17 protein-coding genes are annotated in these 15736 nt (G+C 59.4%); 13 read left to right on the forward strand and 4 right to left on the reverse strand.

All coding sequences use genetic code 11. The annotated features are described in order from the left end of the window. Position 1 precedes the first annotated feature (1 nt). On the reverse strand, positions 2-2038 hold the full coding sequence (locus ACZRMO_RS15925) for a sensor histidine kinase (protein WP_463973429.1): 2037 nt from the start codon (positions 2036-2038) through the stop codon (positions 2-4). A 46-nt stretch (positions 2039-2084) separates the two neighbouring features. Next, on the reverse strand, positions 2085-3002 hold the full coding sequence (locus ACZRMO_RS15930) for a putative 2-dehydropantoate 2-reductase (RefSeq protein ID WP_463973430.1): 918 nt from the start codon (positions 3000-3002) through the stop codon (positions 2085-2087). 123 nt (positions 3003-3125) lie between these two features. Between ACZRMO_RS15930 and ACZRMO_RS15935 the strand changes: the two genes are divergently transcribed. Both ACZRMO_RS15935 and ACZRMO_RS15940 read left to right on the forward strand, forming a co-directional pair. Then, complete coding sequence (locus ACZRMO_RS15935; protein WP_003209785.1) at positions 3126-3611, forward strand: YajQ family cyclic di-GMP-binding protein; 486 nt, start codon at positions 3126-3128, stop codon at positions 3609-3611. Positions 3612-3749: 138 nt separating this feature from the next. After that, a complete protein-coding gene (locus ACZRMO_RS15940; RefSeq protein WP_463973431.1) occupies positions 3750-4592 on the forward strand; it encodes a mechanosensitive ion channel family protein in 843 nt (280 codons plus the stop codon). A 191-nt stretch (positions 4593-4783) separates the two neighbouring features. On the opposite strand, the gene ACZRMO_RS15945 is transcribed toward ACZRMO_RS15940, so the two are convergent. Beyond that, positions 4784-6079, reverse strand: a complete 1296-nt coding sequence (locus tag ACZRMO_RS15945; protein ID WP_463973432.1) for an OprD family porin — start codon at positions 6077-6079, stop codon at positions 4784-4786. Between the two features lie 733 nt (positions 6080-6812). Here ACZRMO_RS15945 and ACZRMO_RS15950 point away from each other — a divergent pair. Next, positions 6813-7238, forward strand: coding sequence for an HIT domain-containing protein (locus tag ACZRMO_RS15950; protein WP_463973433.1), 426 nt, complete (start codon positions 6813-6815; stop codon positions 7236-7238). Positions 7239-7241: 3 nt separating this feature from the next. Continuing rightward, complete coding sequence (locus ACZRMO_RS15955) at positions 7242-7448, forward strand: SlyX family protein (RefSeq protein WP_016975456.1); 207 nt, start codon at positions 7242-7244, stop codon at positions 7446-7448. A gap of 82 nt (positions 7449-7530) precedes the next feature. Here the strand turns inward: ACZRMO_RS15955 and ACZRMO_RS15960 are convergent, their stop codons facing one another. After that, a complete protein-coding gene (locus tag ACZRMO_RS15960; RefSeq protein WP_005790922.1) occupies positions 7531-8133 on the reverse strand; it encodes a cold-shock protein in 603 nt (200 codons plus the stop codon). Positions 8134-8564: 431 nt separating this feature from the next. Between ACZRMO_RS15960 and ACZRMO_RS15965 the strand changes: the two genes are divergently transcribed. The 9 genes from ACZRMO_RS15965 to ybgC all read left to right on the forward strand — a co-directional run bounded on the left by ACZRMO_RS15965 (position 8565) and on the right by ybgC (position 15736). Then, entirely contained in the window at positions 8565-9038 is a 474-nt protein-coding gene (locus ACZRMO_RS15965; RefSeq protein ID WP_099585507.1) for a Dps family protein, read from the forward strand. Positions 9039-9219: 181 nt separating this feature from the next. Beyond that, positions 9220-9561, forward strand: coding sequence for a ribbon-helix-helix domain-containing protein (locus ACZRMO_RS15970; RefSeq protein WP_463973434.1), 342 nt, complete (start codon positions 9220-9222; stop codon positions 9559-9561). A gap of 171 nt (positions 9562-9732) precedes the next feature. Then, a complete protein-coding gene (locus ACZRMO_RS15975) occupies positions 9733-9954 on the forward strand; it encodes an FmdB family zinc ribbon protein (RefSeq protein WP_010208103.1) in 222 nt (73 codons plus the stop codon). 108 nt (positions 9955-10062) lie between these two features. Beyond that, entirely contained in the window at positions 10063-11838 is a 1776-nt protein-coding gene (gene aspS, locus ACZRMO_RS15980; protein ID WP_017738029.1) for an aspartate--tRNA ligase, read from the forward strand. A gap of 133 nt (positions 11839-11971) precedes the next feature. Beyond that, on the forward strand, positions 11972-12718 hold the full coding sequence (locus ACZRMO_RS15985; protein WP_257781293.1) for a YebC/PmpR family DNA-binding transcriptional regulator: 747 nt from the start codon (positions 11972-11974) through the stop codon (positions 12716-12718). Positions 12719-12876: 158 nt separating this feature from the next. Next, positions 12877-13401, forward strand: coding sequence for a crossover junction endodeoxyribonuclease RuvC (gene ruvC / locus ACZRMO_RS15990; protein WP_065908840.1), 525 nt, complete (start codon positions 12877-12879; stop codon positions 13399-13401). A gap of 68 nt (positions 13402-13469) precedes the next feature. After that, entirely contained in the window at positions 13470-14081 is a 612-nt protein-coding gene (ruvA, locus tag ACZRMO_RS15995; RefSeq protein WP_003193868.1) for a Holliday junction branch migration protein RuvA, read from the forward strand. Further along, the gene (ruvB, locus tag ACZRMO_RS16000) at positions 14082-15140 is read left to right on the forward strand and encodes a Holliday junction branch migration DNA helicase RuvB (RefSeq protein ID WP_463973435.1); all 1059 of its coding nucleotides are present in this window, start codon (positions 14082-14084) and stop codon (positions 15138-15140) included. 140 nt (positions 15141-15280) lie between these two features. After that, entirely contained in the window at positions 15281-15736 is a 456-nt protein-coding gene (gene ybgC / locus ACZRMO_RS16005) for a tol-pal system-associated acyl-CoA thioesterase (RefSeq protein WP_071484353.1), read from the forward strand.

The raw sequence follows: 15736 nt of genomic DNA on the forward strand, positions 1-15736 counted from the left end.
GTCATTGCTCCAGTTGAGTCAGTTCGTAAGGCGGCAGTTGGCTGCCGGCCAAGGGCAGGCGCAAGGTGAAGCAGGTGCCTTGGCCGAGGGTGGAGTGCACTTCCATCTGCCCCTTGTGGTTGTTGGTGATGATGAAATACGACACCGATAGCCCAAGCCCGGTGCCCTGGCCGATTTCCTTGGTGGTGAAGAACGGCTCGAAGGTGCGTTTGCGCACGTTTTCACTCATGCCGATGCCGTTGTCTTCCACCTGGATTTCCGCCCACGGCGGGTTGAGGCGGGTGCGCAGGATGATACGCCCCGGCTCGCGGTCGTCTTCCCGCAGGTGGATGGCCTGGGCGGCGTTTTTCAGCAGGTTGAGCAGCACCTGTTCAAGTTCGTTGGCGGTACCGGGCACCGGGCCCAGTTGCGGGTCGAACTGGCGCACGATGGCCTGGCCCTTGAAGTCGAAGCCGATGGTCAGGTCGAAATCATTGCCGGCGATTTCCACGGCTTGATCAATCAGCGCGGGCAAGTCGCAGGGCGCCATCTGTCGATTGCTGCGGCGGCTGAAACTGAGCATGTGCGTAACGATTTTTGCCGCCCGCGCGCCGGCCTGCTGGATGCCGTCGAGCAGTTGCGGCACTTCGCGGCTGCGCAGGTAACGGTTGACGACGTCCAGTTCGACGCCCGCCTGCTCGGCGTGTTCGAGGTTCTTCGGCAGGTCGGGCGACAGGCGGCGGCGGATGTTTTGCACGTTATGCAGGATCGCTCCCAGCGGGTTGTTGATCTCGTGAGCCATACCGGCGGCCAGCCCGCCGACGGAGAGCATTTTTTCCGACTGCACCATCATCTCTTCCAGGGACAGGCGCTGGGTGATGTCGTCGATACGGATCACTACGCCGCGCCCGGCGCCGCCCATCAGCGGGTAGAAGGTCAGCGCGTAATGCTTGGGCTCGTCGTCCTTGATCCAGGTGACGCGCTCGATGCGCTCAACGGTGTGCTGTTCAACGGTGGCCTTGATCTGTGGCAGGTACGGTTTGAGCGGCTGGAAGGCGAGGAAGATCGGCTGGTTCAGCGCTTCATCCAGGCGTGTGCCGGAGAGGGCGCTGGCCTCCTGGTTCCACTGGGTGACGTAGAGTTGCTCGTCCAGGGCGATCAGGGCGGACGGCATGGAGTCGATGATGCTGTTGAGGTAGTTCTGGAAGCCGGTGAGCTTTTTCTCGATCTTGCTGCGCACCTGGACTTCGAGTTCCAGTTTGCGGTTGGTGTGGCGGGTTTCTTCGGCCAGGCCCTGGGCCTGGGCGTAGGCTTCCTGGGAGTCGTCCCGGGCGCGCTTGAGCTGTTGCTCGCGAGCTTCGATACGCGACAGCATGGTGTTGAAGGCTTCGGCCAGGCTGCCGATTTCGTCATGGTTGCCACGGCCGGCGCGCAGGGCGTAGTTCTCTTCGCGGGTGACCTGGCGCGAGAGTTCTTCCAATTCGTGGATCGGCCGGGTGATCAGGCGTTTGATCTGCCGGGCGATGATCAGCCACAGCAGTACGCTGAAAATCAGGATGCCCAGGCTGGCGGTCAAGGTCCCGGTATAAAACGCCACCGGCAGTTCACTGCTGGCCACCAGCAGCAAGTGGCCGGACGGCTGGCCCGGACGGGGCAGGGTGATGATCTGGTTGCTGCGAAACTCGGTGACGCGCCAGGCTTCGATGTGCCGGTAGTGGTCGGGCAGATGCAGGCGGTCGCCGTGTTGCATCTGCGCCAGGCGGTTGCCTTCGCCGTCGTACAAGGCCGCCGCGCGTAGGGGCGAGTAGCTGGTCAGTTCATTGAGCAAGGCATCGGCTTTGGCCGGGGACTCAAGGGCTTCGGCCGCCAGGGCCGGGTTGGATACCAATCGGCCAATGGCCTGGAGTGCCTGGGGGGCCATGCTTTCCTGGGAGATCCAGTAGGCGGCGCTGATAAAGGTGAGGTTGGCCACCAGCAATACGGTGGTCAGCAGCACCAGCAGGGCGGCCAGCAGTTTCTGCCCTACCGGTAGATTTTCAAGACGCTGGCGCAGCGGCATCAGGGTTTTCCCAGGTGATAGACAGGCGGGCAGGGTAGCGCGTGGCTCAGTCTTGGGGCAATCCGCGTACGCGTAACTGCTCGACCAAGCGTACTTGCAACTGTTGCAGATGGGGCAGGTTCAATTGGTGACGGGCCGCCGCCTGGCAAGCATAGCCCAATAGGTAGCTGATTTCGGTGCGTCGGGCATTGGCCACGTCCTGATACATCGAGGAGTAATTGGCCGCAGTCGCCTCGATCACCCGTGCCACTTCGCTGTGTAGGTCTTGCGCGGCGGCGGGTTGGCCGCAGCATTCGAGCAGCTCGCTCAGTTCCGCGCAGAGGGTCGCGACTTCGCATGCGTGGGCCTGCAAGCCACCGTTGCGGCATTGGTAAAGCACCGTCAGCGGATTGATCGCACAGTTGAGTGCGAGCTTGCGCCACAGGCGGGTAAGGATGTCGGTGCTCCAGTCATGGGGAATTCCGGCAGCGTGCAGGTCTTCCAACCACAGCGGCGGGGCGGGATGACCTACGTCACCCAGCCAGGTATAGCCGTGGCCGGCGAACACCACGCGCCAGTCGCCGTCGCGGAATGCGCCTTCGGTGCTGGAGGCAAAAATACAGCGGGCCAGGGGGAACTGGGCGGCCACTGCATCCTGGCTGCCGAGGCCGTTCTGCAGCAGGATCAGCTCGGCGTCCGGCGCCAGCCGATGTTGTAGCTGTGCGACAGCGCCTTGAGCGTCGTAGGCTTTGCACGCGACCAGTAGGCGATGGATTGGCTCCGGGCTGTCGGATGTTTCAGCAATCACCGGGTAGGTGTGTGCGATGCCGTGCTCCACCAGCGTCAGCCCTGGCCCTGCCTGATAGCTGGCCAGACGGGTTTTGTTACGCAAGATCAACCTGACGGGCACGCCCGCCCGCGCCAACCGTGTAGCCCATAGGGTGCCAAGGCTGCCGGCGCCGAGAATATGCCAGGTGATCGACATCAGTTTTTGCTCCGTAGGGTCGCCCGCAGTGAACGGGGCGAAAGAACCGCTATAATGCCCCGGCATTTTAGCTCGGGCGCGCTCCATCTCTACTGAGCCCGCCCCTTATATTGGAGAAATGACATGCCTTCGTTCGACGTGGTATCCGAACTGGACAAACACGAAGTCACCAACGCCGTCGAGAACGCCGTCAAGGAACTGGACCGTCGCTATGACTTGAAAGGCAAGGGCAGCTTCGAATTCAAGGAAAAGGAACTGACCGTCAACCTGACCGCTGAAGCCGATTTCCAGCTGGAAGCGATGATCGAGATCCTCAAGCTGTCGCTGGTCAAGCGCAAGATCGACGCGCAGTGCCTTGAAATCAAGGACGCCTACGCCTCCGGCAAGCTGATGAAACAGGAAGCCGTCCTCAAGGAAGGCATCGACAAGGAGCTGGCGAAGAAAATCGTTGCTCACGTCAAGGACGCCAAGCTGAAAGTCCAGGCGGCCATCCAGGGTGAGCAGGTGCGTATCACCGGCAAGAAGCGTGATGATCTGCAAGAAGCGATCGCTGCCCTGCGTGCCAAGACCTTCGACATGCCGCTGCAGTTCAATAACTTCCGCGACTGATGGCCATTTGGGGAACCTGGGGGCGTTTTTGACGTCCCACGCCCCAGAACCTGCGCCTACCTTTGAGCCCTACGGGGCTCAATTGCGTTACTGGGTACTCAATTTAAAGTCGCACACCCGCTAGACAGGAGAATGTAGATGGATTTGAACGCTGAAGTGGATCAACTGATCAAGACGTCGCAGTCTTGGGTTCCGATGATCATGGAATATGGCAGCCGCGTATTCCTGGCTGTGCTTACCCTGGCCATCGGCTGGTGGCTGATCAATATCCTGACCCACCGGGTGGGGCGTTTGCTGGCCCTGCGTAATGCGGACCTGGCGCTGCAACACTTCATCACCAACCTGGCCAACATCGCGCTGAAAGTGATGCTGATGGTCAACGTGGCCTCGATGATCGGCGTGGCGACCACCTCGTTCGTTGCCGCAATCGGCGCCGCGACCCTGGCCATTGGCCTGGCACTGCAAGGCAGCCTGGCGAACTTTGCCGGTGGCGTGCTGATCCTGTTGTTCCGCCCGTTCCGTATTGGTGACTGGATCGAAGCCCAGGGCACTTCCGGTACCGTCGACAGCATCCAGATCTTCCACACTGTGCTGCGCACGGGCGACAACAAGACGGTGATCATCCCGAACGGCAGCCTGTCCAACGGCATCATCACCAACACCAACCGCCAGCCGACCCGCAAAGTAGTGTTCGACGTGGGCGTGGACTACGAGGCCGACCTGCAGAAAGCCCGTGAGGTGCTGCTGGAGCTGGCGAAAGACCCGCGCGTACTGGCTGACCCAGCGGCGGTGGCCGTGGTGTCGACCTTGGGCGACAGCTCTATCACGGTTTCCCTGCGTTGCTGGACCAAGACGGCGGATTATTGGGATGTGGTGTTCATGTTGAATGAACTTGCACGCGACAGTTTGAAAGCAGCGGGGATTGATATCCCGTTTCCGCAGCGGGTTATTCGCGTGATGCAGGAAACGGCGGCGAAGTAATAAGGCGTTGCATTGTTTAAACCTGGTCGATAGGTCAGGTTTAAACTTTCTGATGTGACTCGTTAGTTAGCTTGCTAGTTATTTTATGTATGAAATAAAACTGCAATAAAAAAGCCGCTCCCATGTACACAGGGGAGCGGCTTTTTACTTAAGGCCGGAGCCTTAAGCCATCATTGTAATCAAATAATCGATTACATGATTTTCAGCGGGTACGACACGATCAAACGCAGTTCGTCGATAGACGACGAACCGTAGTACACGCCATCAGACGAACGATAAGTCGCTTGGCGTACACGCAGGCTCAGGTCTTTTGCAGGACCGCTCTGGATCACGTACTTGCCTTCGATGTCACGTTCCCACTCTTTGCCATTCGAGGTGGTGGCGGTGTTGGCGCCGCTACCGGTGGTGTAGGCCGCGCCGAAGGTCAGGCCTGGAACACCGAAGGTGGCCATGTCGAGGTCGTAACGAGCCTTGAACGACTTCTCGCCTTCGGCGTTGAAGTCGGAACGGGCAACGGAGTTGGCCAGGAAGACTGTGCCGCCGCCATCGATACCGTAACCGTAGTCGCCGTCGCCGCTGACTTTCTGAGCTGCCAGGGTGAAGGTGTGCGCGCCGATGGTGTAGGCACCCTGCAAGCTGAATGCACGGTTGTCGAGCTTCGTCACGTCGTCTTTGTAAGCGCGTTGCAGGCCTTCGCCCGAGCTCTTGGTGTCGTAGATGTTGAAGTCCACGGCCACCGACTGGTCATCGCCCAGGGCGTGAGTCCAGTTGACGTTGGCGTAGAGTTTGCGCCAGTAGTCTTCGACTTTGGAGTAGTAGAGGCTGGTGCTCAGCTCTGGGGTCCAGGAATACACGCCACCGACGAAGTTGGCTTGCTTGATGCCACGGCCGGTTTCAGGGAAGTCGAGGATACTGTCCTTGAAGGTCTGGGCCTGCGCAACGCTGGAAGTGAAGTGGCCGGCTTCGAGCTTGAGGCCCTTGATCTCGGTGCTGGTCAACGAGAGACCTTGTGGCAGTTCCGGCAGCAAACGGCTGTCGTCGGAAGCGAACACAGGTGCGGTGGTGTACTGGTCGCCGATTTTCAGGACAGTGTTGGACACGCGGAACTTGATGGCGCCGCCGCCTTTGGAGTAGTCGTCTTGCGAGCGACCATCGGAACCTTCAGGGAACAGGCCGGTGCCATTACGGTTCTTGCCGCTGTCCAGTTTCACGCCCAGCAGGCCGATGACGTCGACACCCACACCGACGGTCCCTTGAGTGAAGCCCGACTGGTATAGGCCGTTGAAGCCCAGGCCAGTTTCACGGGAGTAGCTCTGGCCGGAGGTGTTGTTGCGGTTGTCACGGCTAAAGTACAGCGTGCGGGTGTTGATGCTGAAAGAACTGTCGTCAACAAAGCCTTTGGAATCGCTCTGGTCGGACGCCATTGCGAACTGTGAGGTGCCTGCTGAAACAGCCAGGGCGATCATGCTCCACTTCATCACGCGCATCGTGATTTGCTCCTTTGGTTTTTAGGAAGAGTACTGCCGTCCCACCTGTATTTTTGTCTGGGCGGCTCTTTCTTTTTGTGTCGGCGCAAAGGTATATCACGCTGACAATACTTGGCGATACTTGCCTATCTTTCCTTTCAGCTTCTTTACGAGGCTGTCGTAAATTGCTAGATCCATGTCGCAAATTCACAGTCCTTAATGTAACGGGACTGACAACTTCAATGCTGTTTTCAAACATTTTTAAACGTTTGAATCCTTCCTCGGTATGCATTGAAACGCTGCTGTTTTTATCGCGTAACACCGACTTCCAAGTCGGTGTTGTTGCCGACGATATGAGTCTGAATGCAACAAGCGTGCACAAAGCGGTAACCGAATGTCATTTTTTCGTGAAAACTGTGAAATCACTGTAAAAACCGCATAAGCACGGGGTTTTTACGCCGTTTGGTTTGGGCTTGACGCTGGGGCTTTACGCCTGTGCATTCATCCGTAAACAGTGCCCCAGAGCAAAACGTTACCGGTTCACCCCATCAAGTGGGTAATTGGCGGATCTCTATGAGGCACAAGTGAGTCATTTTGGTGCGCCTCGCTGAAGCCCGACTTAGCGTAGTCGAAATATCCGCCTGCATCGAAAAGGTGCAGGTCTTTTAGCCGGGCGGCGTCTTCGCCGTGAAGGCGGACGCATTCGAAGGTATGCTGGGCGCCTGAAACTGACCTGCCAAACGGAGTGCCCGCGGTGTTTGCCCTAGACCAACGCCTGCAACAAGACACGCTGGCCATTGGGGATTTCCCTCTGTGCCGCCTGCTGCTGTCCAATGACTCGAATTACCCCTGGTTCATCCTGGTGCCGCGCATCAACGCTATCAGTGAAGTGTTTCAACTGGATGTCGCCGACCAGCAGACTTTGTGGCAAGAGACGACAGCCCTCGCCCAAGTGCTGAACGCAGGCCTTGGTGCTGACAAGATGAACATTGGTGCGCTCGGTAACGTGGTCAGCCAGTTGCATGTGCATGTGATCGTGCGCAAGCGCGACGACGCCGCCTGGCCGGCACCGGTATGGGGCAAGCATCCCGCCCGGCCTTACACCGAAGCGCAAGTGACGGCCATCCGCGCGCGCCTGCGTGAACTGTTGCCTGCCGATTTTATCTTTGCCCAGGGCTGAACCATGGACTTGCAAGACCGCGTCAACGACCTGGAAAGCCGCCTGGCCTTTCAGGACGACACCATCGAAACCCTCAATGACATCCTGGTCACCCAGCAGCGGGCGGTCGAACGCCTGCAAATGCAGATGACCGCGCTGCTCAAGCGCCAGGAAGAAATGGGCGGCCAGTTCGAGACCTCCGAAGAAGAAGCCCCGCCGCCTCATTATTGATGCCGTTCCATCAATAGCCGGGCAATAAAAAACCGCGATCCAGTCAGCACTGGATCGCGGTTTTTTTGTTGCGAAGGTTGAATCAGCGACGCGGCAGAGCCGCAATCACGTCTTCAGCTTGCAAGCCCTTGTCGCGGTTCATCACGGAGAACTCCACGCGCTGGCCTTCCACCAGGACGCGATGGCCTTCGCCACGGATGGCCCGGAAGTGGACGAAGATATCGTCGCCCGAATCGCGGGAAATAAAGCCGAAGCCTTTGGACGTGTTGAACCACTTGACGGTGCCGGTATCGCGGTTGGTCATGTCGTAGTTTTGCGACGCAGCCGCAGGCGACGAACGGTAGAAGCTGATCGCCAGGTGAAGAACGATAGCGACCACGGCAATCACCAGGCTGAGCAGGATGGCCGGGTGGCCACCGACTTCAGGCATGGGCGCCAGGAGGGTGAGGGTTTGCACGACAACGGTCAGTACCAGCAGCGCGCTGACCAGGTTTTGCAGTTGATGACGTGTGCCTTTGTTCCAGTAAGGGATCACCGGTGCCAGCGTCAGGTTAAGAAGGCCGAACAAGGCCAGGTACAGAGCGTCATGTTGTTGCAGGTAGGGCAGGCTTTCAGGCTGCAGGCTCGGGATAAAGGACAGCAGCAACGCTGCAACGCCCGTTAGCAGGTGGACGATTTTCAACATTTTGATTAACTCACGTTAAGACGGATCACAAGGAAGAGCTGACTGGCACGGTTCGCTTCTGAACAATGGGAGGCGTTGAGCACGTGCGCGGGTATCAGCCTATGTAACGTGCCGCAAACATTAACGGCAGCCACACGCCGCCTATTTAACAGCAAAGGCTGTGCCTACTCAAATCAAGCATTTCAGGGTATTGCGATGGCGTCGGCATTTCTGCGGCAAAGGCTTGTCCTAGAGAGGTGTGGGCGTTTTTGAATGGGATTTTGAGAATTTTCCTACGTGCTCGACAGCTTGTCCTGCGTCGGTCAGCACAGCGTAGAAGGGGCAATTTGCCGCATGCCCCGTTGAGGGCCTCGGGCTGCACAAGGCCGACTCTCTTGCTAGAGTGGTCCTGCACCTGATCAATGAACATTCGTCAATTGAAGGGGAAAAACATGGCAATCGATATTGGTATCAGTGAAGAAGACCGTAAATCCATCGTCGATGGGCTGTCACGGCTGCTGTCCGATACCTACGTACTGTATCTGAAGACCCACAACTTCCATTGGAACGTCACGGGCCCCATGTTTCGTACGCTGCACTTGATGTTTGAAGAGCAGTACAACGAATTGGCGCTGGCGGTGGACTCCATTGCCGAGCGTATCCGTGCCCTCGGGTTCCCGGCACCGGGTGCCTATTCGATCTATGCCCGCCTGTCTTCCATCAAGGAAGAGGAGGGCGTGCCCAACGCCGAAGAGATGATCAAGCAACTGGTGGCGGGCCAGGAGGCGGTTACCCGCACCGCGCGCGGTATCTTCCCACTGCTCGACAAGGTCAGTGATGAGCCGACCGCCGACTTGCTGACCCAACGTATGCAGGTTCACGAAAAGACCGCGTGGATGCTGCGCTCCTTGCTCGAAAACCAGTAAATACGCACCCGCAGTGGCGCCGCCCTGGCGCCACTTGCTTGTTTCCCTTCGCTTCCTGGCGTTGTCCTACAACTATCAACTCCGCGTCTTCTGGCCGCTCCCGTCCTCCTGCTGTTTTATAGGCTCACTGTCCCATGGGACAAACCCATGGGCTGCTGTTTGGCAATGGAGTGTCAGGTGTATGTCACGCGGAGTGGGTAATGGAGTGATGGAGGCCGGTGGTTTCCATAAGATAAAGGTTGATCCCTTTGCAAAGGGCTTCGACATGGGACTGGCCAGGCCCTTGTCCCGATCGGTCAGGCTCAACGGGTTTTCCACGTGCCTGCGGCTTGAGCAGATCTATTGGAACATCCTCACGGAGATCGCCAGGATCAATGCCTGTTCCGTCAGTGCGTTGCTGTCTTACGTCGATCGGGAAGTGCATCTGCGTTACGGGGGAGTGAAGAACTTCAGCGGCTTGGTCCGGGTCGTGTGTGTGGTTCACGCACTAAAGGGCTACGTTGATCCGCCGAACCCTGGGTAACCCAACGGTCCCGAGCGCGGCCCGCTGTTCAGGCGGGCCGTGCTTCGGGCAGAAAGCCGGCTGCGCTGCCTTGATTTACCCTATATAATCCCGCGCTTTGCTGCGTGTGCCTGGGCTACTCTCCAATGGGCAGGCGTGGCGCAGTAATGATCTGATCGCCGAGACATCGCCATGCCCATGTACGACTATCAATGTGCTTCCTGTGGTCATCAGTTGGAAGCCATTCAGAAGATCAGCGCAGCACCGCTGGTCGATTGCCCAGCCTGCCAGGCGCCGGAGCTCAAGAAGATGTTGTCCATGCCAGGCTTCCGCCTGAGTGGCAGCGGCTGGTACGAGACCGACTTCAAGACCGGCTCGAAGAAGAATCTGGCCGGCGGCGACAAAGCAGACTGAGTTGAACTCTACGCGCAGGCTCCTGCATTATCCGTCCCCTGGCTTAAATGTACGGTGACGAGGCAGGCCTCCACCGAATTTCGAATTACGAGAAGTGAAACCACTACCATGATGCGCAGCCACTATTGCGGCCAACTGAACGAGACCCTGGAAGGTCAGGAAATCACTCTTTGCGGATGGGTTCACCGTCGCCGCGACCACGGCGGGGTGATCTTCCTCGATATCCGTGATCGTGATGGTCTGGCCCAGGTGGTGTTCGACCCGGACCGCGCCGAAAGCTTCGCCGCCGCCGACCGCGTGCGCAGCGAATACGTCGTGAAGATCACCGGCAAGGTGCGCCTGCGTCCGGCCGGTGCCGTGAACAAGAACATGGCATCCGGCGGCATTGAAGTGCTGGGTTATGAACTGGAAGTGCTGAACGAGTCGGAAACCCCTCCGTTCCCGCTCAACGAGTTCTCCGACGTGGGCGAAGAAACCCGCCTGCGCTACCGCTTCCTCGACCTGCGTCGTCCGGAAATGGCCGAGAAGCTGCGTCTGCGCTCGCGCATGACCACCAGCATCCGTCGCTTCCTCGACGAGAACGGCTTCCTCGACGTTGAAACGCCAATCCTGACCCGGGCCACCCCGGAAGGCGCGCGTGACTACCTGGTGCCGAGCCGCACCCACGCCGGTTCGTTCTTCGCCTTGCCGCAATCGCCGCAGTTGTTCAAGCAACTGCTGATGGTGGCCGGCTTCGACCGTTACTACCAGATCGCCAAGTGCTTCCGTGACGAAGACCTGCGCGCTGACCGCCAGCCGGAATTCACCCAGATCGACATCGAGACCAGCTTCCTCGATGAAAAAGAGATCATGGGCCTGACCGAGCAAATGATCCGCAACCTGTTCAAGGAAGTGCTGGATCTGGAATTCGGCGATTTCCCGCACATGACCTTCGAAGAAGCCATGCGCCGCTACGGTTCCGACAAGCCAGACCTGCGTAACCCGCTGGAGCTGGTAGACGTGGCCGACCAGCTCAAGGCAGTCGACTTCAAGGTGTTCAGCGGCCCGGCCAACGACCCGAAATGCCGCATCGCTGCCCTGCGCGTGCCAGGCGGCGCGAGCATGCCGCGCAAGCAGATCGACGACTACACCAAGTTCGTCGGCATCTACGGTGCCAAGGGCCTGGCGTACATCAAGGTCAACGAGCGCGCCAATGGCGTTGATGGCCTGCAATCGCCGATCGTGAAAAACATCCCGCTGGACAACCTGAACGAGATCCTCGATCGCGTTGGCGCGGTTGACGGCGACATCGTGTTCTTCGGCGCCGACAAGGCCAAGATTGTCAGCGAAGCCCTGGGCGCGCTGCGGATCAAGCTGGGCCACGACCTGAACCTGCTGACCTGCGAATGGGCGCCGATGTGGGTCGTTGACTTCCCGATGTTCGAAGAGAACGACGACGGCAGCTTCAGCGCCTTGCACCACCCGTTCACCGCGCCGAAGTGCACGCCGGCCGAGCTGGAAGCCAATCCGGCTGGCGCTCTGTCCCGTGCCTACGACATGGTCTTGAACGGTACTGAGCTGGGTGGCGGTTCGATCCGTATCCATCGCAAGGAAATGCAACAGTCGGTCTTCCGTCTGCTGGGCATCAACGAAGCGGAACAGGAAGAGAAGTTCGGCTTCCTGCTCGACGCCCTGAAATACGGCGCGCCGCCCCACGGTGGCCTGGCCTTCGGCCTGGACCGTCTGGTGATGCTGATGACCGGTGCCCAGTCGATCCGTGAAGTGATCGCGTTCCCGAAAACCCAGAGTGCTGCGGACGTCATGACCCAGGCTCCAGGTGTGGTGGATGCCAAGGCGCTGCGCGAGCTGCACATCCGCCTGCGCGAGACGCCGAAGGCTGAGTAAGGCTGCGGCGTGAAAACGCACTGAGTTCCACGCAGTCTAAAAAGGCGCATCTTCGGATGCGCCTTTGCGTTACACGAGGCAAATCCCGCCTGGCGGGGTTGACAAGGTTTCTACAGAATTTCGGAGTTGTGTTATGGCTGGCCATTCCAAGTGGGCGAACATCAAGCACCGCAAAGAGCGTCAGGATGCCAAGAAAGGCAAGATTTTCACCAAGTGGATCCGCGAGCTGACCGTCGCTGCCCGCCAGGGCGGTGGTGACCCGGGCTCCAACCCGCGCCTGCGCCTGGCGCTGGACAAGGCCCTCGGCGCCAACATGAGCCGCGACATCATCGACCGCGCCGTGGCCCGTGGTGCCGGTGCTGCCGATACCGACGACATGGTCGAACTGACCTATGAAGGCTACGGCCCGGGCGGCGTGGCGGTGATGGTCGAGTGCATGACCGACAACCGCAACCGTACTGCAGCAGCGGTGCGCCATGCGTTCAGCAAGTGCGGTGGCAACCTCGGTACTGACGGTTCGGTGGCCTATCTGTTCGAGCGCAAGGGGCAGATTTCCTTCGCTCCGGGTGTAGATGAAGATGCACTGATCGAAGCCGCGATGGAGGCTGACGCCGACGACGTAGTGACCAACGAAGATGGCTCCATCGACGTGTTCACCTCGTTTGCCAGCTTTTACGCCGTGCGCAACGCCCTCGAAGCGGCGGGTTTCAAAGGCACCGACGCGGAAATCGTGATGCTGCCGACTACCAGCGCCGAACTGGACCTGGATGGGGCGCAGAAGGTGCTGAAGCTGCTGGATATGCTGGAAGACCTGGATGATGTGCAGAACGTTTATTCCAATGCCGACATCCCTGAAGATGTGGCTGCACAGCTAAGCTGAGGCGAGACGTAGATCAAAATGTGGGAGCGGGCTTGCCCGCGAATGCGGTGTGTCAGTCGCTGAAAATGTTGGCTGATCCACCGCCTTCGCGAGCAAGCCCGCTCCCACATTGGATCACCAGTGTGTCAAAAATTGTGTTTACCCAACCCGCAGGCGTTATGACTTTAATCCTAGGTATCGACCCCGGTTCGCGCATCACCGGTTTTGGCGTGGTGCAACAGACCCCGCGCGGCTGCATCTACGTCGCCTCGGGCTGTATCCGCACCGGCGCCGGCGAGTTGGCCGAGCGCCTGCAGATTGTCTATCGCGGTGTGCGCGAGGTGATCCAGACCTACGGCCCGGTGACCATGGGCATCGAAAAGGTGTTCATGGCCAAGAACGCCGATTCGGCGCTCAAGCTTGGCCAGGCCCGTGGCGCGGCCATCGTCGCCGGTGCCGAGGAGGGCATGGAGATCGCCGAATACACCGCGACCCAGGTCAAGCAGGCCGTGGTCGGCACCGGTGCAGCCAACAAGGAGCAGGTGCAGATGATGGTCATGCATATGCTCAAACTCACCGCCAAGCCGCAAATCGATGCCTCCGACGCCCTGGCCATCGCCATTTGCCATGCGCACACCCGCTCCAGCCTGCTGCCCCACGGTCTGGGCACGGCACGCAGTCGTGGCGGGCGGCTGCGTCTCTGATAGCATCAGCGCAATCGTTTTTCCCGGTCTGGTCTTTGCCTGACCCTCAAGCTTTAAGGATTTGAACCGTGATTGGACGCTTGCGCGGCACCCTGGCTGAGAAACAGCCGCCGCACCTGATTCTGGATGTCAACGGGTTGGGGTATGAGCTGGAAGTGCCCATGACCACCCTGTATCGCCTGCCGTCGGTCGGCGAGCCGATTACGCTGCATACCCATCTGGTGGTGCGCGAAGACGCGCAATTGCTCTATGGTTTCATTGGCAAGCGCGACCGCGACTTCTTCCGCGAGTTGATACGCCTCAATGGCGTCGGCCCAAAACTGGCGCTGGCGTTGATGTCGAGCCTGGAAGTGGATGAGCTGGTGCGTGCCGTCTCGGCCCAGGACACTTCGGCGCTGACCAAGGTGCCGGGTGTCGGCAAGAAGACCGCCGAGCGCCTGCTGGTGGAACTCAAGGACCGTTTCAAGGCCTGGGAAGTGGTACCGAGCATGTTTGCCCTGGTACCGAACCAGCCAGACATGCCAGCGGCCCAGGTCGCCAGCGCCGAGAGCGATGCGGTCAATGCGCTGATTTCCCTGGGCTACAAGCCGCAGGAAGCCAGCAAGGCCGTGTCGGCCATCAAGGACAAGAACCTGAGTGCCGAAGACATGATCCGCCGCGCCCTGAAGGGAATGATTTAAGTGATTGAAGCAGATCGTCTGATCGCGGCCACCGGCCCGCGCGACCGTGAAGAAGTGCAGGACCGCGCCATCCGCCCCTTGAGCCTGGCCGACTACATCGGCCAGCCCACCGTGCGCGAGCAGATGGAACTGTTTATCCAGGCCGCGCGCGGGCGCAGTGAGTCCCTGGACCACACGTTGATCTTCGGTCCACCGGGCTTGGGTAAGACCACCCTGGCCAATATCATCGCCCAGGAAATGGGCGTGTCGATCAAGTCCACCTCCGGCCCGGTGCTGGAACGTCCGGGTGACCTGGCGGCACTGTTGACCAATCTTGAGCCGCACGACGTGCTGTTTATCGACGAGATCCACCGGCTGTCGCCGATCGTCGAGGAAGTGCTGTACCCGGCCATGGAAGACTTCCAGCTCGACATCATGATCGGCGAAGGCCCGGCCGCGCGCTCGATCAAGCTCGACCTGCCACCCTTCACCCTGGTGGGCGCCACCACCCGCGCGGGCATGCTGACCAATCCGTTGCGAGACCGTTTCGGCATTGTTCAACGTCTAGAGTTCTATAGCACCGGAGACCTGGCGACCATCGTCAGCCGTTCGGCGGGTATTCTCGGCTTGCCGCTGGACCCGGAAGGCGCGTTCGAAATCGCCCGCCGTGCCCGTGGTACACCGCGAATCGCCAACCGTTTGCTGCGCCGCGTACGTGACTTTGCCGAAGTGCGCGCCAAGGGCCATATCACCAAGGCCGTGGCCGACCTGGCCTTGAACCTGCTGGATGTGGATGAGCACGGCTTCGATCACCAGGATCGGCGTCTACTCTTGACCATGATCGAGAAGTTCGACGGCGGCCCGGTGGGCGTCGACAGCCTGGCGGCAGCCATCAGCGAAGAGCGCCACACGATTGAGGATGTGCTGGAGCCGTACCTGATCCAGCAGGGTTACATCATGCGTACCCCAAGGGGCCGGGTGGTGACGCGGCATGCCTACCTGCACTTTGGGTTAAACATTCCGTCACGATTGGGTGAGATGCCCGTGGTAGACGAATTCCTCGATGCAGTGGACGATTAAAAGCTTCACGCCAGATGATTTATCCGAGGTTTGTGCTGTCCTAGTGGCTGGTGTCGTCATTCAGTCACTGGATAATGTTTCAGCGAATGAAAAAACAGTTGCCCAGCCGGATTGGCAACCTGAGGAGTAAGCACTAGAGTATGCGCGCGCAAAACGGGGATCAGTCGTTCGCACATCGCTGTCGCGTTTATTACGAGGACACCGATGCGGGCGGCATCGTGTATTACGTCAATTATCTCAAGTTCATGGAGCGGGCTCGAACCGAGCGGCTACGGGAGCTGGGCTTTGCCCAATCCCAGCTGGCAGGGGAGGACCTGTTGTTTGTCGTGCATTCCAGCGAGGCGCGGTATCACGCGCCGGCGCGGCTGGACGATGAACTGCTGGTCAGCGCTGAAGTAATCGAATTGAACCGTGTCAGCCTGCGCTTTAAACAGCAGGTCAGGCGGGCAACGGATGCAACGCTGCTCTGTGAGGGGCAGTTCCTGGTGGCGTGTGTGCGCACCAATAGTTTGAAACCCCGGGCCATTCCCGAAGCTCTACGTGCGGCCTTTGCCGGCGTAAGCGGCGCGGGTAAACAATCAAAGCAGGAGATTTAG

The sequence above is a fragment of the Pseudomonas sp. B611 genome, from assembly GCF_055407965.1.